Genomic DNA, 18,767 nt, shown 5'->3' with positions numbered 1-18,767 from the left:
CGTCCACACCCGCCCGCGAAGGAGCACCCGTATGCGCCGACCCGTCCCCTCCCGCAGAGGCTTCCTCCTGACGTCCGCCGGCGCGGGCGCCGCCCTCGGCCTCGGTCTCGCGGCAGGCGGCTCCGCCGCCGCCGGCACCCGGCCGCGCCCGCGTCCCTTCGGCCGGTACGGCTCGCCCGCCGCCCGCCGCACCCCCACGACCCTGTACGTCGACCCGCACGGGCGCGGCGACTTCACCTCCGTCCAGGCAGCCGTCGACGCCGCCGCGGGCGACGGCTGGACGCTGGTCCTCGCCCCCGGCACCTACCGCGAGAGGGTCTCCGTCGACACCGGGCGCACCGGCGCCACCTGGATCGGTGCCTCCGGGGACCCGCGCGACGTCGTCATCGTCCACGACACCGCGGCCGGCACCCCCAAGCCCGACGGCTCCGGCACCTACGGCACCAGCGGCTCGGCCACCACCACCGTGCACGCCGACGGCTTCACCGCCCGCGCCGTCACCTTCGCCAACGACTGGCTGCGCTCCGACCAGCCGGACTGGACCGGCACCCAGGCGGTCGCGATCAAGGTGATGGGCGACCGGTCCGCCTTTCACGACTGCCGCTTCCTCGGCCATCAGGACACCCTCTACGCCGATACCCGCGACCTCGGCCTCTTCGCCCGCCAGTACTACGAGCGCTGCTACGTCGAGGGCGACGTCGACTTCGTCTTCGGCCGGGCGACCGCCGTGTACGACCAGTGCCACTTCCACACCCTGGTCCGCCCCGACCTGGACGCCGCCCCGTACGGCTTCGTGTTCGCGCCGTCCACGGCGGGCGCCAACCCGCGCGGCTACCTGGTGACCGGCGGCCGCGTCAGCAGCGAGGCCCCCGACGGCTTCTACAAGCTGGCCCGCCCCTGGGTGCCCAGCTCCGACACCACCGCCCGCCCGATGCTCACCGTGCGCGAGACCCGCCTCGGCGCGGGCATCGACGCGGTGGCGCCGTACGCGAACATGCGGGACGCCCACCCCTGGCAGGAGCAGCGGTTCCGCGAGTACCGCAACACCGGGCCCGGCGCCGCGGTCACCGTCCCCGGGAACCGGCCGCAGCTCACCCGCGCCGAGGCCGCCGCGCACACCCGGGAGGCGTACCTGGGCGACTGGCGGCCCCACGACCGGCCGGCGCACCACGGACGGGGCTGACCCGCGCCGCACGACGGCACTTGACCTGCTTGACGCGATCTTTGCCAGATACGGGGGCGCGAATCCGGCCACGGGTCTCGCGCCCACCCGGGTGACGCGCGTAGAAACATGTGCCATGCACAAGCCACTGCGCATCGCATCCGTCACCGCCGCCTGTGCCGTCGCCGGTGCCGTCCTGTACGGCACGGGCGCCGCCACGGCCGGCCAGTCGACGGCCAACTCCACGCACGAGCCGTACAACATCGGCGTGCTGGCCAAGGACATCGACGCCTACTACGGCACCACGCTCGACGACGACGGCGTCTACCGGGCCTCCCCCGACAGCCCCTACGCCGCCGACCTGGCCCGGCTCGACACCGCCGCGAAGAAGCAGATCGACCGGGCCGCCCGCACGGCGCGCCACGCGCACACCAGGCCCGCGGTCGTCTTCGACATCGACGACACGCTGCTGCTCAGCCTCGACTACGAGAAGAAGAACAACTACGGCTACGACGGCGCCACCTGGGCCGCCTACGTGGACCGGGCCGACCGCCCCGCCGTCCCCGGCAGCCCCGAACTGGCCCGCTACGCCGAGAAGAAGGGCGTCGAGGTCTTCTACAACTCCGGTCTCGGCGAGGCGCAGCGCTCCGCCGCCGTCGAGAACCTGAAGAAGGTCGGCGCCGACGTGAACCTCGACACCGGCCACGTCTTCCTCAAGGACAAGGCGAACCCCCCGTCCTACCTGGCCCACTGCGCCGTCCCCGGCACCTGGACGTGCACCACCGTGCAGTACAAGGCCGGCACCCGCCGGCACATCGAGCGGGACCTCGGGTACGACATCGTCGCCAACTTCGGCGACCAGTACTCCGATCTCCAGGGCGGCTACGCGGACCGCACGTACAAGCTGCCCAACCCGACCTACTTCGTGGAGTAGCGGCGCGCCCGCTCAGGTGCGGGGGGCGAAGCCGCCCCGGGCCGTGAAGCGCCCGGACGCGGCGGTGGCCGTCGCGCTGTAGCGGTCGTCGCGCGCGTCCCGGCCGCCCCGCTCGTGGTGGTACTGCCCGGCGAAGATCCACTCGCCGGGCGGGACCGTGCGGCCCCGCCTGAGCGTCCACCGGTAGACGAGGAAGCCGTCCCGCTCGCCGGCCGTGAACGCGAAGTCCCCCTCCGGCAGCGAGCGCCAGGCACCGGCCGAGGTCACCGACCCGGTCCGCGCCACCCGCAGCTCGACGGTGAGCGCGGTGAGGGGAGCGCTCGTCCGCAGGGTGATGTTGCTCTGCGCCCAGAACTCGTTGCTGTGCGGGTCCACCGCACCGCTCGTCCACAGCGGACCGCTCTGCGGCGATCCGGGCTCCTGCGATCCGGGCTCCTGCGATCCGGTCTCCCGCGATCCGGGCTCCCGCGATTCGGGCGGCCGGGGTCCGGGGGAGACGGCGGCCGAGCGCTGCTCCGGGCGGTCGTCCCGCACCACCGAGGTCACGGTGTGGCCCCCGGCCACCAGGACGCCCGCCACGGCCGCCGCCGCGGCGGCCACCCGCACCCAGCCCCGCACCGGCGGGCGGACCGGCCCGCGGCCCCCTGCCGCCATGCCGCGCTCGACCCGGGCCAGGATCCGGGCCCGGTCGGGCCGGTGCGCCCCGGCGGCCTCGTGCAGCCGGGCACGCAGGCCGTCGTCCGCGTCCCGCCTCCCCGCAGTCATCGCGCGCCTCCCGCGGCCCCGCCGCTGCGCGCGATCGCCGCGTGCACCTGCCGGGGAGCACGGGGAGCCGCCGGGGTGCCGAGCAGCCGCTGGAGTTCGGCCACCCCCTTCGAGGTCTGGCTCTTGACCGTGCCCACCGAGACGCCCAGGGCGAGCGCCGTGTCCTTCTCCGAGAGGTCGAAGGCGTGCCGCAGCACCACGCACGCCCGCTTGCGGAACGGCAGCCGGCGCAGCGCCTCCTGCACGTCCACCACACCCGCGACGTCGGGGTCCTCCGTCCGCTCCTCGCGCGGGGACCAGAACAGTGCGACGCGCCGGCGCTCGCGCACGGCGCTGCGGACGCGGGTGCGGGCGAGATTGGCGACGACCCCGCGCGCGTACGCCACCGGGTGGTCGGCCGCGCGGACCCGGTCCCAGCGGTGCCACAGGGCCAGCAGCGCGTCCGCCGCGAGGTCGTCGGCGGCGTCCGGCTCGCCCGTCAGCAGATGGGCGAGCCGGGCCAGCTCGGCGTAGTGGCGCTCGAAGAAGGCGTGGAACTCCGCGGAGGCGGCGTCGTCACCGACTGTCCTCACGGCGGACTCTCCTCGCAGCGGCTTCCCGGGTGCCGAACACCGTACGGCAGACCGAACCCGAACGGCCCCCGGAACGTCAGCCCTTGAGCGCCGCCTCCATCATCGCCCTGGCCACCGGCGCGGCCAGGCCGTTGCCGCTGACCTCGCCGCGGGCGGCGTCGGACTGCTCGACGATGACGGCCACGGCGACCTCCTTGTCCGAGGTGTCGGACTTGGCGTACGAGGTGAACCAGGCGTACGGCGTCTTGCTGTTGTTCTCGCCGTGCTGGGCCGTGCCCGTCTTGCCGCCCACCGTCGCCCCGGAGATCCGCGCGTTCGAGCCCGTGCCGTCCTCGACGACGGTCCGCATGGCCGACTGGAGCTGGTCGGCGGTGGCGGAGCCGACGATCCGCTTCGCGTCCGCGTCGGTGTGGTCCTCCAGGACGTCGCCGCCGCCGTCGGTGACCTGCGACACCATGTGCGGGGAGACCAGCTCGCCGCCGTTGGCCAGGGCCGCCGAGACCATCGCCATCTGCAGCGGGGTCGCCGTCACGTCGAACTGGCCGATGCCGGTCAGGGCGGTCGAGGAGCGGTTCATGTCCTTCGGGTAGACGCTGGTGTACGCCCGCACCGGCACGTCCTGCGACGCGTCGTTGAAGCCGAACTTCTCGGCCATGGCGCGCACCTCGTCCTGGCCCAGGTCGACGGCCATCTTGGCGAAGACGTTGTTGCAGGAGTACTGCAGCGCGGTGCGGATCGTGGCGTTCTCGCAGGGCGCGTCCGGGTTCTCGTTGCTGAGGTCGGTCGTCGTGCCCGGCAGGGTGTACGGGTCGGGGCTGTCGGTCCTCTCGTCCACCGAGCCGTACAGTCCGTTCTCCAGCGCGGCGGCGGCCACGACCAGCTTGAACGTCGAGCCCGGCGGCAGCGGCTGGCGCAGCGCGCGGTTGGTCAGCGGCTTGTCCGGGTCGTCGGTGAGCTTCTTCCAGGCCGCGCCGGCGGTGTTGGCGTCGGTCAGCGACGCCGGGTCGTAGGAGGGGGTCGACACGACCGACAGGATCCGACCCGTCTTCGGGTCGATCGCGACGGCGGCGCCCTTCTTGTCGCCCAGCGCCTCGAACCCGGCCTTCTGCACCGCCGGGTCGATCGTCGTCACCACGGTGCCCGGCTCGGCCCGGGTGCCGGTGACCGTGTCCGTCACGGTCTTCAGCCGCGGATCGGTGCCGTTGAGCACGTCCTGGTAGATGCCCTCCAGCTGGGTCGGCGCGTACGCCTGCGAGGCGTAGCCCGTCACCGCCGCGTACAGCTTCCCGTTCTCGTACGTGCGCTTGTAGGCGAGGTCACCTCCCTGCGTCCGCGCCGAGCCGGTGACCGACCGGCCGGCCACGACGATGTTCCCGAGCGGCTCCGCGTACGTCTCGATCGCGTTGCGCCGGTTGTCCTTGCTGTCCGCGAGCGCCCGGCCCTCGTAGAACTGCACCCAGGTCGCCCTGACCAGCAGAGCGAACACCAGGAGCAGCGTGAAGACCGAGGCGCGCCTGATCGTCTTGTTCATCCCGATGGCAGGACGAGCGGGCGGGGCGCGATCGTTCCCCTGTGCCCCGCTTTCTCATCTTTCTCATACTTCTCGGCGCCCGTTCACGGGGCCGGGCGCCCGGTCACGAGGCCAGGTGCAGGACGACCTCGTCGATCTCCTCGCCCCGCGCGGGCGCGAACCCCCGGGCCCGCGCGCTGATCACGAAGCCGCACTTCTCCAGCACCCGCCGCGACGCCGCGTTGTCGGCCGCCGCGCGCGCGTACAGCGGGCGGTCGGGCACCTCGGCGAGCAGGGCCCGCAGCGCGGCCGTGGCCACGCCTCGTCCCCAGTACGCCCGGTCCACCCAGTACGTCACCTCGCGCTCGCCGGGATCCCCGTACACCGCCGTGCTGCCGACGACGTCACCGTCGCCCAGGATGGTCCGCACGACGTCGCGGGAGGCGCGGATCTTGCTCCAGTGCACCGAGAAGGCGTCCCAGTCGGCGGGGTCCTTCGGGGTGAAGGCCGCCATGTGCAGGGCTTCCGGATCGTTCATCTGCCGGAAGAAGACGGGCAGGTCGCTGTCGTGTACCTCGCGCAGTGCGATGTGCATGGATCAGAGCCTACGCGTGGCCAGTGTCAGCCGGTCCCGGGCGTCGAAGAGCGCGTCCTTCACCATCTGTTCGTGCGCGGGCGTCAGCCGCGCCACCGGCACCGAGCAGCTGATCGCGTCCCGCGCGGGGGTGCGGTAGGGGACCGCCACGCCGAAGCAGCGCAGCCCCAGCGTGTTCTCCTCGCGGTCCACGGCGAAACCCTGCTCCCGCACCTGGTGCAGCTCCTCGATGAGCTTCTCCCGGTCGGTGATGGTGTGCTCGGTGAGCGCGGGCAGCGTCTCGGGGAGCAGCTTGCGCACCTGCTCGTCGCTGTACGTGCTCAGCAGCGCCTTGCCCAGCGAGGTCGAGTGCGCGGGCAGCCGGCGGCCGACCCGGGTGAAGGGCCGCAGGTAGTGCTGGGACTGGCGGGTGGCGAGGTACACCACGTTCGTGCCGTCCAGGCGGGCCAGGTGGATGGTCTCCGTCGTGTCGTCCGAGAGCCGGTCCAGCGTCGGCCGGGCCGCCGCCACCACCTCGTCGCCGTCGATGTACGAGGTGCCGACCAGCAGGGCCCGCACGCCGATGCCGTACCGCGTGCCCGTGGCGTCGGTCTCCACCCAGCCCAGCTCCACCAGCGTGCGCAGCAGCATGTACAGACTGGACTTGGGATACCCGACGGCCTCCTGGACCGAGGCGAGGGAGTGCATGCCGGGGCGTCCGGCGAAGTACTCGAGCAGCTCCACCGTGCGCACCGCGGACTTGACCTGCGCTCCGCCCCCCGTCTCGACAGCCGACATCGCCCTTGACCCCTTCGTTCGACGGGAAATAGTCTCGAACAGCATATTCACCAATAGAGACAGCGTTCAGTATATCGAACGCCTTCTGTGCAGAGCACGTGGAGGGACCCGCGGTGGCAGCAGCACCAGTCTGGAGTGTCGACCCCCGTACCGGGAAGCAGCGTGAACAGGTCGCGGTGGAAGCCACCGCCCAGGAGGTGGACGCCGCCGTCCGTGCCGCGCACGCCGCCCGGGAGGCCCTGGCCGACCGCGCCGTCCGTGCGGCCTTCCTGCGGAGCGCCGCCGACGAGCTGAAGGCGGCCGAGAGCACCCTCGTCGAGGTCGCCGACGCGGAGAGCGCCCTCGGCCCGGTCCGGCTCACCGGCGAACTCGCCCGCACCTGCTACCAGTTGCGGGCCTTCGCCGACCTCGTCGACGAGGGCGCCTTCCTCGACGTCGTCGTCGACCACCCCGACGACACCGCGACGCCGCCCGTCCCGGACCTGCGCCGCTACAAGATCCCGCTGGGCGTCGTCGCCGTCTACTCCGCGTCCAACTTCCCCTTCGCCTTCTCCGTGGCCGGCGGTGACACCGCGAGCGCGCTCGCGGCCGGCTGCCCGGTCGTCGTCAAGGCCCATCCCGACCACCCCGCCCTGTCCGAGCTGGTCGCCAAGGTGCTGCGCCGGGCCGCGGCCGGTCACGGCATCCCGGACGGCGTCCTCGGTCTGGTGCACGGCTTCGAGGCCGGCGTCGAGCTGATCAAGCACCCGCTGGTCGCCGCGGCCGGCTTCACGGGCTCCGTCCGCGGCGGCCGCGCGCTGTTCGACGCCGCGGCGGCGCGTCCCGTGCCGATCCCCTTCCACGGCGAGCTGGGCTCGCTGAACCCGGTCGTTGTCACGGAGGCGGCGGCCGTGGAGCGGGCGGAGGCGATCGGGACGGGCCTGGCCGGCTCGATGACGCTCGGCGTCGGCCAGTTCTGCGTCAAGCCCGGGCTGGTGCTGGTGCCGGCCGGTGACGCCGGCGACGGCCTGGTCAAGTCGCTCACCGACGCGGTCAGCGCCACCGACGCCGGTGTGCTCCTCGACCACCGCATGCGGGACAACTTCGTGGCGGGCGTCGCCGAGCGCGCCGCGCTGCCCGACGTGGACTCCCCGGTGACGCCGGGTGCGGGCGGCGAGCACAGCGTCAGCGCCGGGTTCCTCACCGTGCCGGCGGCGCGGCTGGCGGCGGAGGGCGAGCACGACCTGCTCCTGGAGGAGTGCTTCGGGCCGGTCACCGTCGTGGCCCGCTACGAGGACGAGGCCGAGGTGCGGGGCGTGCTGTCCCGGCTGCCGGGCAACCTCACGGCGACCGTGCAGCTCTCCGCCGAGGAGGCGGCGGGCGAGGGCGCCGGGGCGGCCCTGCTCGCGGCGGTGACGCCCCTGGCCGGACGGGTCCTGGTCAACGGCTGGCCGACCGGCGTCGCGGTCGCCCCGGCCCAGCACCACGGCGGCCCGTACCCGGCGACGACCTCCACGTCCACCTCGGTGGGCGGCACGGCCGTCGAGCGGTGGCTGCGGCCGGTGGTCTACCAGGGGACGCCCGAGGCCCTGCTGCCGGCGGAGCTGAGGGACGACAACCCGCTGGGACTGCCCCGCAGGTTCAACGGCCGGCTGGAGCGCTGAGGTTCACCCCGCGCTCGGCTCCAGGCCCGCGTCGCGGGCCAGGAGCGCCGCCTGCACCCTGTTGTCGCAGTCGAGCTTGGTCAGAATGCGGCTGACGTAGGTCTTCACCGTCGCCTCGCTCATGTGCAGCCGCGCGCCCGCGTCCGCGTTGGACAGGCCCTCGCCGAGCAGGGCCAGCACCTCGCGTTCGCGCCCGGTCAGCCCGGCCAGGCGGCGGCGCGCGTCCTCGGCGCGCACGGTGGCGGCGGGGGAGGCGAGGGTGTCCACCACGTGGCGGGTGGCCGCCGGGGACAGATAGGCGTTGCCGGCCGCCGCCGCGCGGACCGCGTGGATCAGCTCCTGCGGGGCGGAGTCCTTCAGCAGGAACCCGGCGCTGCCGTGGCCCAGCGCCCGCAGGACGTTGTCGCGTTCCCCGAACGTCGTCAGGACCAGCACACGCACCCCCGGCGCGGCGCGGCCCAGCTCGGCCAGCGCGGTCAGCCCGTCCATCACCGGCATCTGGATGTCCAGCAGGGCCACGTCGACCGCGGTGCTCCGGGCGGTCTCCACCGCCTCCCGGCCGTCCCGGGCCTCGGCGACCACCTCGATGTCCCCGGCCGAGGTGAGGATCATCCTGATGCCGGCCCTGATGAGCGGCTCGTCGTCGGCGACGAGGACCCGGATCATGCGGCCTCCTGCGCGGGGTCGGTGTGCGGCGGCGGTAGGACAAGCGGACGGCAAGCCCGCTCATCATGCCCGATCCGCCGCGGGCCGCCGGCACGGGCCGCCCGTCACACCTTGTGGGCGTAGGACTCCTTGGAGGACAGCTTCCCGTCGCGGAAGCAGAAGCGGTAGACGATGTCCTTCTCGTCGTCCACGAAGTGCTCGCAGACGGCGTCCTCGGGCAGCGGCGGACCGTACTTGTCCACGCCGTCGGTGAGCAGGGAGCCGCCCTCCGGGAACTTCTCGCGCAGGTCCGCCTCCGCGTCGCCGACCCGCGCCGACTCGTACACGCTCGCCGGGACGACGCCCTTCTCCACCTCGTCGATCAGTTTCGACACCCCCCACACCACGAGGGCGCCGACGCCCACGACGAGGACCACGGCGGTGAGGGCACAGCCCAGGGCGGCGTTCTTCTTGCTGCTCATGATGGTGGCGAACTCCTTGTGCGGATCGGTGCGTTCGAAGACGTCACCACCGTCGCCCGTGACGGCCCCGCCGGTCGTCCCCCGGAAGTCGTCGTCCGCGACGACCGAAGTCGCACCGTTCGCGGAGGAGCGCTGCCCGTCGTCGCCGTACGGCAGCACACCGGCGAGCCGGAAGCCCCCGTCGGGGGTGGGGCCGCTGTGCACCATGCCGCCGACCAGCCGGGCCCGCTCCCGCAGACCCGTCAGCCCCTGGCCGCCGCTGATCGCGGGCGGCCCGGCCGGTGCCCCGGCCGGCACCGGCCCGTTGGCGACCTCCACCACGAGGCTGTCCGGTTCGTAGCGCAGCGCCACGGTGATCGGGGCGCCCGGCGCGTGCTTGTGCGCGTTGGTCAGGCCCTCCTGGGCTATGCGGTACGCCGCGCGGTCGGCGGCGGGAGCGAGGGGCCGTTCGGTGCCCGACCGGCGCAGTTCCACCGCCGTCCCCGCGGCCCGCGACGACGCGACGAGGCCGTCGACGGAGGCCGCCGCGCGGTCCGACGACGCCTCCGTCCCCTCGCGGCCGGGCATGGACACCTCCGCGTCGTCCCGCAGGATGCCCACCGCCTCGCGCAGCTCCCGCATCGCCGACCTGGCGGCCTCCCGCAGGATGCCCACCCCTTCGCGCCGGCGGCCGTCGAGGTCCGGGTCCACCTCCAGCGCGCCGGTGTGCACGGCGATCAGGGCGAGCTGGTGGCCGAGGCTGTCGTGCATGTCCTGGGCGATGCGCTGCCGTTCCAGCAGCCGGGCCTGCCGCGCCACCATGGCCTGCTCGCGCACCAGTTGGGCGTTGTGCCGGCGCAGGGCGTCGAGCAGGGCACGGCGCTGGGCGCGGTACCGGGCGGCGAACCCCGGCACGACCGCCAGCACCACGAACGGGCTCGCGGCCAGCGCGGCCGTCATCGGCAGCGACGCGCCGAGCCCGTCGTCGCCCGCGGTGGCGGCCTCGGCGACGAGGTGGAGGACGAACCCGGCCGCGAACGCGGCCAGGGCGCGCGCCGGGCGCTCGATCCGGCCCCCCGCCGACCAGGCGGCGCAGACGAGCAGCGCGAACGTACCGAGGACCGCCCCGGCCAGTGCCGACGAGACCACCAGCACCGTCGCCGGCAGGGCACGGCGGGCCAGGGACAGGACGGCGACGGCCAGGGCCAGGGCGCCGCCCAGCACCCCGGACCCGGTGCTCGTCGTGCCGAGCAGACCGGCGACCGCGGAGAGCAGCGAGGCGAGCACGGCCTCCCCGGCGATCCGCCCGCGGGGCCAGGAGGAGGCGGTGACCGGCCGGGTGAGGAACCGCAGGCCGGTGCGGGGTGTCTCTGCTACGTCCACGCGCAGACGATAGAGGGCCGCCCCCGGGCCCCCGCGTCCTCCCTTCGGCGCGGTCCCGGACGACGAAAGTGGACTCCCGGCGGAGCCGTACCGGCCGCACCGCCCCCGAAGCTCCGGCGCCCGGCCCCGCCTGGAAGAATCCCGCCATGGACCTGGACCTCCCCGAACTGCCCTTCTCCTTGCGCGCCTACGGCCCCGACGGCCACTGGTCCCACCGGGACGGCGTCCTCACCGGACGGGCCGGCCCCCGGCAGGACCGCTTCGTGCCGCCCACCGGGGAGTCGCTGGAGTCCGTCTCCGACGCGCCGCGGCTGCTGGGCTCGCCCGAGGGGGACTTCCAGCTCGTCGCCCGCGTCACCGTCGGGTTCCGCGGTGCGTTCGACGCCGGCGTGCTCTACGTCCACGTGGGGGAGCGGGCCTGGGCCAAGCTGTGCCTGGAGTACTCCCCGGACGTGGCCACGGTCTGCACGGTGGTCACCCGCGGCCACTCCGACGACTGCAACTCCTTCACCGTCGAGGGGAACTCCGTCTGGTTCCGGGTCAGCCGGAGCGGCCGGGCCTTCGCCTTCCACGCCTCCCCGGACGGCGAGCGCTGGACCTTCGTCCGTCTCTTCACGCTCGGCGACGAGGAGGAGACCGGCGCGGCCCTCGTCGGATTCCTGGCTCAGGCGCCGACGGGCGAGGGCTGCACGGTGACCTACGACCACCTGGAGTTCCGGCCGGGGTGGCCCGCGGACCTGCGGGACGGAAGCTGAGGGCGGGAATGCGACCGGCTGGTTGAAGGTTCACGCAAAGGGCGGAGAAGGACTCCGCCGCCGTACGAGCCGGAGAAGAGCCGAGACATGCGCGTCGAAATCTGGAGCGACATCGCCTGCCCCTGGTGCTACGTGGGCAAGGCCCGCTTCGAGAAGGCGCTCGCGTCCTTCCCGCACCGGGACGCGGTCGAGGTGGTCCACCGTTCGTTCGAGCTCGATCCCGGGCGGGCCAAGGACGACGTGCAGCCGGTGCTGACCATGCTCACCGCCAAGTACGGCATGAGCGAGGCCCAGGCGCAGGCCGGTGAGGACAACCTCGGTGCGCAGGCCGCCGCCGAGGGCCTGGACTACCGCACCCGGGGCCGCGACCACGGCAGCACCTTCGACATGCACCGCCTGCTGCACCTCGCCCGGGAACGGGGACGGCACGAGGCCCTCCTCGACGCCTTCTACCGGGGCAACTTCGCCGACGAGCGCTCCGTGTTCAACGACGACGAGCGGCTCGAGGAGCTCGCCGTCGGCGCCGGTCTGGACGCCGGTGAGGTCCGTGCGGTGCTCGCCGACCCCGACGCCTACGCCGACGCCGTGCGCGCCGACGAGCGGGAGGCCGCGCAGCTCGGGGCCACCGGGGTGCCGTTCTTCGTGCTCGACCGGGCCTACGGCGTCTCGGGAGCCCAGCCCGCCGAGGTCTTCGCCCAGGCGCTGACCCAGGCGTGGGGCGGGCGCACGCCGCTGAAGCTGATCGACGACGGGGACGCGGAGGCCTGCGGCCCGGACGGATGCGCGGTGCCCGGGACGTGACGGGTCCGCCGTCGTCGCAGGTGGGCGGCGGTACATAAGCGTTGCTTGGAGACACCGCGTAGAAAGAGGCGATGGACGGGGAGATCCGGGGGCCGCACAGTGGTGCCATGGAGAGCTTCGAGAACCTCGTCCGTGCCGAGTTCGCGCCGAAGACCACGTACCTGAACACCGCCAGTACCGGCCTGCTCCCCGCCCGGTCCCTCGTCGCGATGCGCGACGCGGCGGCCGCCGCGGCGGCGGGGCAGCCGCTCGACATGTTCGCCGACGTCGAGGCGTCCCGGGCCGCGTACGCCCGCCTCGTGGGGGTGCCCGCCACCCGGGTCGCGACCGGCGCGTCCGTCGCCACGTTCAGCGGGCTCGTCGCCGCGTCGCTGCCGCCGGGGGCCGAAGTCCTGACCGCGGAGGCCGACTTCAGCTCCCTGGTGAACCCGCTGCACGCCCGGGGCGACCTCAAGGTGCGCAGCGTCCCGCTGGAGCGGCTCGCCGAGTCGGTGGGCCCCGGCACCGCGCTCGTCGCGGTCAGTTCCGTGCAGTCCGCCGACGGGCGGATCGCCGACCTCGCCGCGCTGCGGGACGCCGCCCGGGCGCACGGGGCACGGACGCTGATCGACGTCTCCCAGGCGAACGGCTGGCTGCCGACGGCCGCGGACGACTTCGACTTCGTGACCGCCGTCGGCTACAAGTGGGTGCTCTGCCCGCGCGGCGTCGCCTTCCTCGTCGTACCGGAGGACCTGGGCGCGGCGGCCGGGCTGACACCGCGGTTCGCCGGCTGGGCGACCGGCGAACGCCCCTGGGAGAGCTGCTACGGCCCGGTCGAGGAGTACGCGCACTCGGCCCGGCGGTTCGACGAGTCCCCCGCCCTGTTCTCGTACACCGGCGCCCGGCACTCCCTGGCACTGATCGAGGAACTGGGCGTCGACGCCGTGCACGCCCACGACACCGCCCTCGCCGACCGGTTCCGCGCGGGGGTGCGCGCGCTGGGCCACGAGCCGGTGCCCGCGCCGGGCTCCGCCGTCGTGTCGGTGCCGGGGCTCGGCCACCGCCAGGGCGGGCTGGGCGAGGCCGGCGTCCAGGTCTCCGACCGGGCGGGCAACCTGCGGGCCGCCTTCCACGTGTACAACACCGAGTCCGACGTGGACCGGCTGCTGGACGTATTGGCGGGCTGAGCCCAGCGGCTGCGGACAGCATCGGGCAGGGGCCTCCCGTCCCACACGAAAAGGCCCCTGCCCGAGATCAGACGCGGGTCACTTCACCGGCGTGAAGTCCCGCGCGCCGATGAACTCCGGCCGCCGGATCGGGGCCGCGAACGGCTCCACGGCCGTGTTCTCCACGCTGTTGAACACGATGAACACGTTGCTGCGCGGGAACGGCGTGATGTTGTCGCCCGACCCGTGCATGCAGTTGCAGTCGAACCACGTCGCCGAGCCGGCCTTGCCGGTGAACAGCTTGATGCCGTACTCGGAGGCCATCTTGGTCAGCGCCTCGTCGGACGGCGTCCCCGCGTCCTGCATCTGCAGGGACTTCTTGTAGTTGTCCTTCGGCGTGGCCCCCGCGCACCCGAGGAACGTCTTGTGCGACCCCGGCATGATCATCAGGCCGCCGTTGGTGTCGAAGTTCTCCGTGAGCGCGATCGAGACCGAGATCGTGCGCATGTGGGGCAGGCCGTCCTCGGCGTGCCAGGTCTCGAAGTCCGAGTGCCAGTAGAAACCGCTGGCCCCGAAGCCCGGCTTGACGTTGATCCGCGACTGGTGGACGTAGACGTCCGAGCCGAGGATCTGCCGGGCCCGCCCGACCACGCGCTCGTCGCGTACCAGCTTGGCGAAGACCTCGCTGATCTTGTGCACTTCGAAGACCGACCGGATCTCCTTGGACTGCGGCTCCACGATCGAGCGCTCGTCCGCGCGGATGGCCGGGTCCGTGGTGAGCCGCTCCAGCTCGCGCTGGTACTCGGCCACCTCCTCCGGCGCGATGAGCTGGTCGATGGCGAGGAAGCCGTCGCGGTCCAGGGACTGCAGGTCGCTCGCCGAGACCGGACCGGGCGTGTCCGGGGAGCCCCAGACGACCGGGTCCTGCCGGGGGGTTGCCACCTCGGTGGCGCCGCGGGTGGGATAGAGATCAGTGACGTTCGTGGTCGTGGTCACGGTGACTCACACCTCCTCGGTGAGCAGCGGGTAGACGCCGTTCTCGTCGTGATCCTCCCGTCCGGTGACGGGCGGGTTGAAGACACAGATGCAGTGGAAGTCCTCCTTGACCTTGAGCGTGTGCCGCTCATGGCCGTTGAGGAGGTACATCGTGCCCGGCGTGATGTGGTACGTCTTCCCCGTCTCGCGGTCGGTCAACTCGGCGTCGCCCTTGGTGCAGACGACGGCCTCGATGTGGTTCGCGTACCACATCGACGTCTCCGTACCCGCGTACAGGATCGTCTCGTGCAGGGAGAAGCCGACCTTCTCCTTGGCGAGGACGATCCGGGTGCTTTCCCAGGTGCCGGACGCGCTCTTCACGTGCCGGTCGGTGCCTTCGAACTCCTTGAACGAACGGACGATCACGGTGTTGCGATGCCTCCTAGGTGAAGGATGTGCAAGGGTCTCCGGCGCCTTCGGCCGCGCGGGCGGAAGGCGCCGGAAGAATGGGTGGTGCCGGACGGCCGGGCCGTCGGACGGTCAGACCGTCTCGCGCACGGCGCGGGCGAGGGTCTTCATGCCCTCGTCCAGCTCGTCGGGCGTGATGGTGAGCGCCGGGAGCAGCTTGACGACCTCGCTCTCGGGGCCGGAGGTCTCGATGAGCAGCCCCAGCTCGAAGGCGCGCTTGGCGACCCGGCCCGCGCGGCCCTTGTCGTGGAACTCCAGGCCCCAGACCAGACCGCGGCCGCGGTACTCCTTGACGTCGGCGAGGTTCTCCTCGGTGATGGCGATCATGTGCTGCTCGACCTGCTCACCGCGGGTGCGGGTCTGCTTCTCCATGGCCGAGCCGTCGGTCCAGTACGTCTCCAGCGTGGCGGTCGCCGTGACGAAGGCCGGGTTGTTGCCGCGGAAGGTGCCGTTGTGCTCGCCCGGCTCCCAGACGTCCAGCTCGGGCTTGAACAGGCACAGCGACATGGGCAGGCCGTAGCCGCTGATCGACTTGGAGACGGTGACGATGTCCGGCGTGATGCCCGCCTCCTCGAAGGAGAAGAAGGCGCCGGTACGGCCGCAGCCCATCTGGATGTCGTCGACGATGAGCAGCATGTCCTGGCGCTCGCACAGGTCGGCCAGGGCCCGCAGCCACTCGGCGCGGGCCACGTTGATGCCGCCCTCGCCCTGCACCGTCTCGACGATCACGGCGGCCGGCTTGTTCAGGCCGGAGCCCTGGTCCTCGAGGAGCCGCTCGAACCAGATGAAGTCCTCGACGGTGCCGTCGAAGTAGTTGTCGAACGGCATGGGCGTGCCGTGCACCAGCGGGATGCCGGCCCCGGCCCGCTTGAACGCGTTGCCGGTCACGGCCAGCGACCCCAGCGACATGCCGTGGAAGGCGTTGGTGAAGGACACGATCGACTCGCGCCCCTTGACCTTGCGCGCCAGCTTCAGCGCGGACTCGACGGCGTTGGTGCCCGTCGGGCCCGGGAACATGACCTTGTACGGCAGGTCGCGCGGGCGCAGGATCGTGTTCTGGAACGTCTCCAGGAAGCGGCGCTTGGCGGTCGTCGACATGTCGAGCCCGTGCGTGACGCCGTCCCGCTCCAGGTAGTCGATCAGCGCGCGTTTCAGGACGGCGTTGTTGTGCCCGTAGTTGAGCGAGCCCGCTCCGGCGAAGAAGTCGAGGTACTCGTGGCCGTCCTCGTCGTACATGCGGCTGCCGACCGCACGGTCGAAGACGGTGGGCCAGCCGCGGCAGTAGCTGCGCACCTCGGACTCGACGGTCTCGAAGACGCTGAGGTCGGGCTGGGTGATGGTCACGACGAATCGCTCCTCGTGGGGTGAGGGTGGGAGAGGAAGGTCGTACGGATCCGGGGACCGGTGCGGTCCGCCGGGAAGTCTGCGGGGCCGGACTGGCACGGGGTGCCGGGCCGTCCGGAGGGCCCGGTCAGCCGGTGGCGGACAGGGGGCCTATGCGGTACAGGACCTCGGGCTCGTGCGGCCCGTCGGGGAACACGCCGGCGTCGAACAGCACCTCGCGCTCCACCCGGGCGCCGCGACGCTCGGCGAACGAGGTGAACAGCCGCTGGGAGGCGGTGTTGTCGGGGGAGATGGTGGTCTCCAGGGTGGTCAGCCCACGTTCCGCGACGGTCCGCTCGGCCAGCCCGTCGAGCAGGGCGGCGGCGAGCCGGCGCCCGCGGTACGCCTCGTCCACCGCGACCTGCCACACGAGCAGGGTGTCCGGGCGGTCCGGACGCACGTATCCGGTGACGAAGCCGACCGGCTCACCGTTCTCGTCGCGGGCGACGGCCGACGTGGCGGCGAAGTCCCGGCACCAGAGCAGATAGCTGTAGGAGGAGTTCAGGTCGAGGACCTTGGAATCCCTCGCTATCCGCCACAGGGCGGCGCCGTCGGCCACTCTCGGACGATCGATTTGCAGGTCTGCTTGCGCGGCAGTCATGCAAATTGAATTTACCCAGCGAAAATCGAAATTGCATCGCCGCATGGGGTTACGAATGCATGCCTCGTGTGTTATCACGCGGGCGCGTGCTTCCGCGCGAGGGGGCGGCGTTTTGGGATGATTTGTGGAGGACGAAAGCCGCAAAGCGGGCAGCGTGTGGATCGGGTCACAATCCCATAACCGGCGCGAGACGTGTCCGAATTGTGAAGATCGGCGTTCGTGAAAGTGCCGTGTTTAGGTCCCGGGAAAGCGGGCAGAAGAATACGGGAAGCTGCGCTGAGTGGAATTCCTTAATTCTACTTGTGTGAGAATCAGGAATTCCCTCGAATTCATCCTTCCGAAGGACTCGTTCCGGCCGGCCGCCGCCACGCCTCCTCGGCGGCCCGCCGGGCCGCCTCCGGATCGGCCTTGCCGCCCCGCTCGGCCAGCGCGGCACCCAGTGCCGCCAGGCAGCCCTGTACGGCCCCGGGCGTGGCGTGGGGACCGTAGTGGTTGACCCGGATCATCTCGCCCGCCAGCGCGCCCCCGCCCGCCGCCAGCGGCAGCGCCGGGTCGGACTCCAGGGCGCGGGCCACCAGCGCGGAGGCGTCGACGTCCGAGGGCGTCCGCAGCGTCGTGGCGACCGGCGCCGCGTCCTTCGCCTCGTACACGAACGGCTCCAGGCCGCCCAGCGCGAGCGCGCCCGCCCGGGTCGCCGCCGCGGCGGACGCGTGCCGCGCCATCACCGCCCCGGCGCCCTCCGTCTCGATGCGCTCGACGCACGCCTCCAGCGCGAGCATCTCCAACTGCGCCGGCGCGTGCAGCAGCGCCTTGCGCCCGCCGTCGATCCAGCGCTCCTTCCAGTCCAGGAGGGACAGGTACGAGCGCCGCGGCGCGTGCGGGTTCGCCGCCATCCGCGCCCAGGCCCGCTCGCTCACCGACACCGCCGACACCCCGGCCGGGCCGCCCATCGCCTTCTGCGCGCCGATCACGCACAGGTCCACGCCCCACGCGTCCGGCAGCACCGGCTCGGCGCCCACGGAGGCCACCGCGTCCAGATAGAACAGCGCGCCGTGCGCCCGCACCACCTCGCCGATCTCCGCGACCGGGTTGGTGTTGCCGGTCGCCGCCTCGGCGTGCACCAGGGACACGAAGTCGATCTCCGGGTGCTCGGCGAGGGCCTGGCCGATCCGCTCGGCGGAGACCGCCGTGCGGAACGGCACGGCGAGGTCGTGCACGGTCGCGCCGCAGTCCCGCAGCCAGTCGCCGAAGGTCTGCCCGTACGGCCCCGTGACGACGTTCAGCGCGACGGTGCCGGGACCCGCGGCGGCGCGGATCGCGCCCTCCAGCGGCAGCAGCGCCTCGCCCTGCATCACCACCACGTCCTGCGCGGTGCCCAGCAGGCGCGCGATCCGGTCCTCGATCGCGGCGAAACGGCCGGCGCTCAACGGGGCGAGATCCAGGAAGGGATGGGTCACGGCGGTGCTCTCTTCGGTAACGGCAGGTGTACGGCGCGGGTGCGCACGGGTACGACGAGGTACGTCGCGCACGGAGTCGAGAGTAACCGCGGCACCCGCCGGCACTCGCGGCGGAGGGCTTCCGTTGCGACACCCCCACGCCCGGAACCATGGCTTCCGTCACTGCGGAGTGATCGTCGGGCTGATGGACTGGCCCCGTGCTCGCTCTTCTGCTGCTGGTCCTCGTCGCGGTGGTGACGGCCGTCGTCCTGCGCAGGGGCGCCGGCGCCTACCCCCGCCACCTCGCCGCGGACGCGGTGGCCGCGGCTCCCGTGCCGCGCCGGCCGGGCGCGCCCTTCAGGGCCGTCGCCGGTGCCGCCGGGGGCGCCGCCGTACTGCTGTACCTCTGGGGTGTGCTCTGCGTCGCCCTCGCGGTCATGTCGGCCGAGGACGGCGGCGCGGACTCCTCGCCCCCGCGCCCCTGCCGCACCGGCGTGTCCCCGCAGCTGTCCGGGACGGTCGTCGGTCACTCCGCCTCCTACCTGCCCCTCGGCCTGCGCTGCGAGACCGCCGACGGCGGCGGCTACGACTCCGCCGACGTCCCCGGCTACCTCAACCCCGCCGTCGCCGCCCTGGCCCTGACCGCCGTCGGGAGCGGCGTGGCGGCCGGGTGCGCGACGGAGCGGCGGGTCCGCGCGGCAGCGCGGGGCGGCGGCCCGTCCCCGGCCTCGGACCGGCCGACGGGCAGCCCTTAGG

At 72.9% G+C, this 18,767-nt stretch carries 19 protein-coding genes; 7 read left to right on the top strand and 12 right to left on the bottom strand.

Annotation, left to right across the window (positions count from 1 at the left end):
• The first annotated feature begins 31 nt into the window (after positions 1-31).
• Both Sdi02f_RS30325 and Sdi02f_RS30320 read left to right on the top strand, forming a co-directional pair.
• Positions 32-1,183 carry a pectinesterase family protein gene (locus tag Sdi02f_RS30325; RefSeq protein ID WP_108934372.1) on the top strand — a complete coding sequence of 384 codons (1,152 nt, stop codon included), beginning with the start codon at positions 32-34 and terminating at the stop codon, positions 1,181-1,183.
• 115 nt (positions 1,184-1,298) lie between these two features.
• Positions 1,299-2,096 (top strand): HAD family acid phosphatase, encoded by a 798-nt coding sequence (locus Sdi02f_RS30320; protein ID WP_031186147.1) that lies wholly within the window; start codon positions 1,299-1,301, stop codon positions 2,094-2,096.
• Positions 2,097-2,108: 12 nt separating this feature from the next.
• Here Sdi02f_RS30320 and Sdi02f_RS30315 read toward each other — a convergent pair whose 3' ends face one another.
• From Sdi02f_RS30315 to Sdi02f_RS30295, 5 genes are all read right to left on the bottom strand, one after another.
• Positions 2,109-2,861, bottom strand: a complete 753-nt coding sequence (locus tag Sdi02f_RS30315) for a hypothetical protein (protein ID WP_108934371.1) — start codon at positions 2,859-2,861, stop codon at positions 2,109-2,111.
• A complete protein-coding gene (locus tag Sdi02f_RS30310; RefSeq protein ID WP_030403816.1) occupies positions 2,858-3,433 on the bottom strand; it encodes a SigE family RNA polymerase sigma factor in 576 nt (191 codons plus the stop codon). Before Sdi02f_RS30310 ends, Sdi02f_RS30315 begins: the two co-directional genes overlap by 4 nt.
• Before the next feature lie 76 nt (positions 3,434-3,509).
• Positions 3,510-4,964: a peptidoglycan D,D-transpeptidase FtsI family protein gene (locus tag Sdi02f_RS30305; protein ID WP_053638631.1), complete on the bottom strand. Its 1,455-nt coding sequence runs from the start codon at positions 4,962-4,964 to the stop codon at positions 3,510-3,512.
• A 103-nt stretch (positions 4,965-5,067) separates the two neighbouring features.
• Positions 5,068-5,538: a GNAT family N-acetyltransferase gene (locus Sdi02f_RS30300; protein WP_030403818.1), complete on the bottom strand. Its 471-nt coding sequence runs from the start codon at positions 5,536-5,538 to the stop codon at positions 5,068-5,070.
• A 3-nt stretch (positions 5,539-5,541) separates the two neighbouring features.
• Positions 5,542-6,315 (bottom strand): IclR family transcriptional regulator, encoded by a 774-nt coding sequence (locus Sdi02f_RS30295; protein ID WP_030403819.1) that lies wholly within the window; start codon positions 6,313-6,315, stop codon positions 5,542-5,544.
• Positions 6,316-6,428: 113 nt separating this feature from the next.
• On the opposite strand from Sdi02f_RS30295, the gene Sdi02f_RS30290 reads away from it, so the two are divergent.
• Complete coding sequence (locus Sdi02f_RS30290; RefSeq protein WP_063788323.1) at positions 6,429-7,958, top strand: aldehyde dehydrogenase (NADP(+)); 1,530 nt, start codon at positions 6,429-6,431, stop codon at positions 7,956-7,958.
• A 3-nt stretch (positions 7,959-7,961) separates the two neighbouring features.
• Here the strand turns inward: Sdi02f_RS30290 and Sdi02f_RS30285 are convergent, their stop codons facing one another.
• Together Sdi02f_RS30285 and Sdi02f_RS30280 are read right to left on the bottom strand one after the other, a co-directional pair.
• Positions 7,962-8,624: a response regulator transcription factor gene (locus Sdi02f_RS30285; protein ID WP_030403821.1), complete on the bottom strand. Its 663-nt coding sequence runs from the start codon at positions 8,622-8,624 to the stop codon at positions 7,962-7,964.
• A 104-nt stretch (positions 8,625-8,728) separates the two neighbouring features.
• Positions 8,729-10,447, bottom strand: coding sequence for a sensor histidine kinase (locus tag Sdi02f_RS30280; RefSeq protein ID WP_108934370.1), 1,719 nt, complete (start codon positions 10,445-10,447; stop codon positions 8,729-8,731).
• Between the two features lie 146 nt (positions 10,448-10,593).
• On the opposite strand from Sdi02f_RS30280, the gene Sdi02f_RS30275 reads away from it, so the two are divergent.
• From Sdi02f_RS30275 to Sdi02f_RS30265, 3 genes are all read left to right on the top strand, one after another.
• On the top strand, positions 10,594-11,202 hold the full coding sequence (locus Sdi02f_RS30275) for a DUF1349 domain-containing protein (protein ID WP_031086688.1): 609 nt from the start codon (positions 10,594-10,596) through the stop codon (positions 11,200-11,202).
• An 87-nt stretch (positions 11,203-11,289) separates the two neighbouring features.
• Positions 11,290-12,003: a DsbA family oxidoreductase gene (locus Sdi02f_RS30270; protein WP_108934369.1), complete on the top strand. Its 714-nt coding sequence runs from the start codon at positions 11,290-11,292 to the stop codon at positions 12,001-12,003.
• A gap of 71 nt (positions 12,004-12,074) precedes the next feature.
• Positions 12,075-13,169: an aminotransferase class V-fold PLP-dependent enzyme gene (locus tag Sdi02f_RS30265; protein ID WP_107087417.1), complete on the top strand. Its 1,095-nt coding sequence runs from the start codon at positions 12,075-12,077 to the stop codon at positions 13,167-13,169.
• A 78-nt stretch (positions 13,170-13,247) separates the two neighbouring features.
• On the opposite strand, the gene thpD is transcribed toward Sdi02f_RS30265, so the two are convergent.
• The 5 genes from thpD to Sdi02f_RS30240 form a co-directional block, all read right to left on the bottom strand.
• The gene (gene thpD / locus Sdi02f_RS30260) at positions 13,248-14,144 is read right to left on the bottom strand and encodes an ectoine hydroxylase (RefSeq protein WP_030403832.1); all 897 of its coding nucleotides are present in this window, start codon (positions 14,142-14,144) and stop codon (positions 13,248-13,250) included.
• A gap of 6 nt (positions 14,145-14,150) precedes the next feature.
• Complete coding sequence (locus Sdi02f_RS30255; RefSeq protein ID WP_030184764.1) at positions 14,151-14,549, bottom strand: ectoine synthase; 399 nt, start codon at positions 14,547-14,549, stop codon at positions 14,151-14,153.
• A 114-nt stretch (positions 14,550-14,663) separates the two neighbouring features.
• Complete coding sequence (gene ectB, locus Sdi02f_RS30250; RefSeq protein WP_030403833.1) at positions 14,664-15,935, bottom strand: diaminobutyrate--2-oxoglutarate transaminase; 1,272 nt, start codon at positions 15,933-15,935, stop codon at positions 14,664-14,666.
• Positions 15,936-16,062: 127 nt separating this feature from the next.
• On the bottom strand, positions 16,063-16,575 hold the full coding sequence (ectA, locus tag Sdi02f_RS30245) for a diaminobutyrate acetyltransferase (protein WP_030403834.1): 513 nt from the start codon (positions 16,573-16,575) through the stop codon (positions 16,063-16,065).
• Positions 16,576-16,904: 329 nt separating this feature from the next.
• Positions 16,905-18,032, bottom strand: coding sequence for a pyridoxal-phosphate-dependent aminotransferase family protein (locus Sdi02f_RS30240; protein ID WP_031086680.1), 1,128 nt, complete (start codon positions 18,030-18,032; stop codon positions 16,905-16,907).
• 197 nt (positions 18,033-18,229) lie between these two features.
• On the opposite strand from Sdi02f_RS30240, the gene Sdi02f_RS30235 reads away from it, so the two are divergent.
• Positions 18,230-18,766, top strand: a complete 537-nt coding sequence (locus Sdi02f_RS30235) for a hypothetical protein (protein ID WP_051783643.1) — start codon at positions 18,230-18,232, stop codon at positions 18,764-18,766.
• Position 18,767: the final 1 nt, after the last annotated feature.

This window comes from Streptomyces ardesiacus (genome assembly GCF_003112575.1).
Taxonomy (GTDB): domain Bacteria; phylum Actinomycetota; class Actinomycetes; order Streptomycetales; family Streptomycetaceae; genus Streptomyces; species Streptomyces ardesiacus.
The sequence above is the reverse complement of the archived record's forward strand: the minus strand, read 5'-3'. Positions and strand labels throughout refer to the sequence as shown.

Bases quoted from the DNA above. Each gene is read 5' to 3' on its own strand.
- Sdi02f_RS30325 (WP_108934372.1), top strand. From the start codon at position 32: ATGCGCCGACCCGTCCCCTCCCGCAGAGGCTTCCTCCTGACGTCCGCC.
- Sdi02f_RS30320 (WP_031186147.1), top strand. From the start codon at position 1,299: ATGCACAAGCCACTGCGCATCGCATCCGTCACCGCCGCCTGTGCCGTC.
- Sdi02f_RS30315 (WP_108934371.1), bottom strand. From the start codon at position 2,861: ATGACTGCGGGGAGGCGGGACGCGGACGACGGCCTGCGTGCCCGGCTG.
- Sdi02f_RS30305 (WP_053638631.1), bottom strand. From the start codon at position 4,964: ATGAACAAGACGATCAGGCGCGCCTCGGTCTTCACGCTGCTCCTGGTG.
- Sdi02f_RS30300 (WP_030403818.1), bottom strand. From the start codon at position 5,538: ATGCACATCGCACTGCGCGAGGTACACGACAGCGACCTGCCCGTCTTC.
- Sdi02f_RS30295 (WP_030403819.1), bottom strand. From the start codon at position 6,315: ATGTCGGCTGTCGAGACGGGGGGCGGAGCGCAGGTCAAGTCCGCGGTG.
- Sdi02f_RS30285 (WP_030403821.1), bottom strand. From the start codon at position 8,624: ATGATCCGGGTCCTCGTCGCCGACGACGAGCCGCTCATCAGGGCCGGC.
- Sdi02f_RS30275 (WP_031086688.1), top strand. From the start codon at position 10,594: ATGGACCTGGACCTCCCCGAACTGCCCTTCTCCTTGCGCGCCTACGGC.
- Sdi02f_RS30270 (WP_108934369.1), top strand. From the start codon at position 11,290: ATGCGCGTCGAAATCTGGAGCGACATCGCCTGCCCCTGGTGCTACGTG.
- Sdi02f_RS30265 (WP_107087417.1), top strand. From the start codon at position 12,075: ATGGACGGGGAGATCCGGGGGCCGCACAGTGGTGCCATGGAGAGCTTC.
- ectA (WP_030403834.1), bottom strand. From the start codon at position 16,575: ATGACTGCCGCGCAAGCAGACCTGCAAATCGATCGTCCGAGAGTGGCC.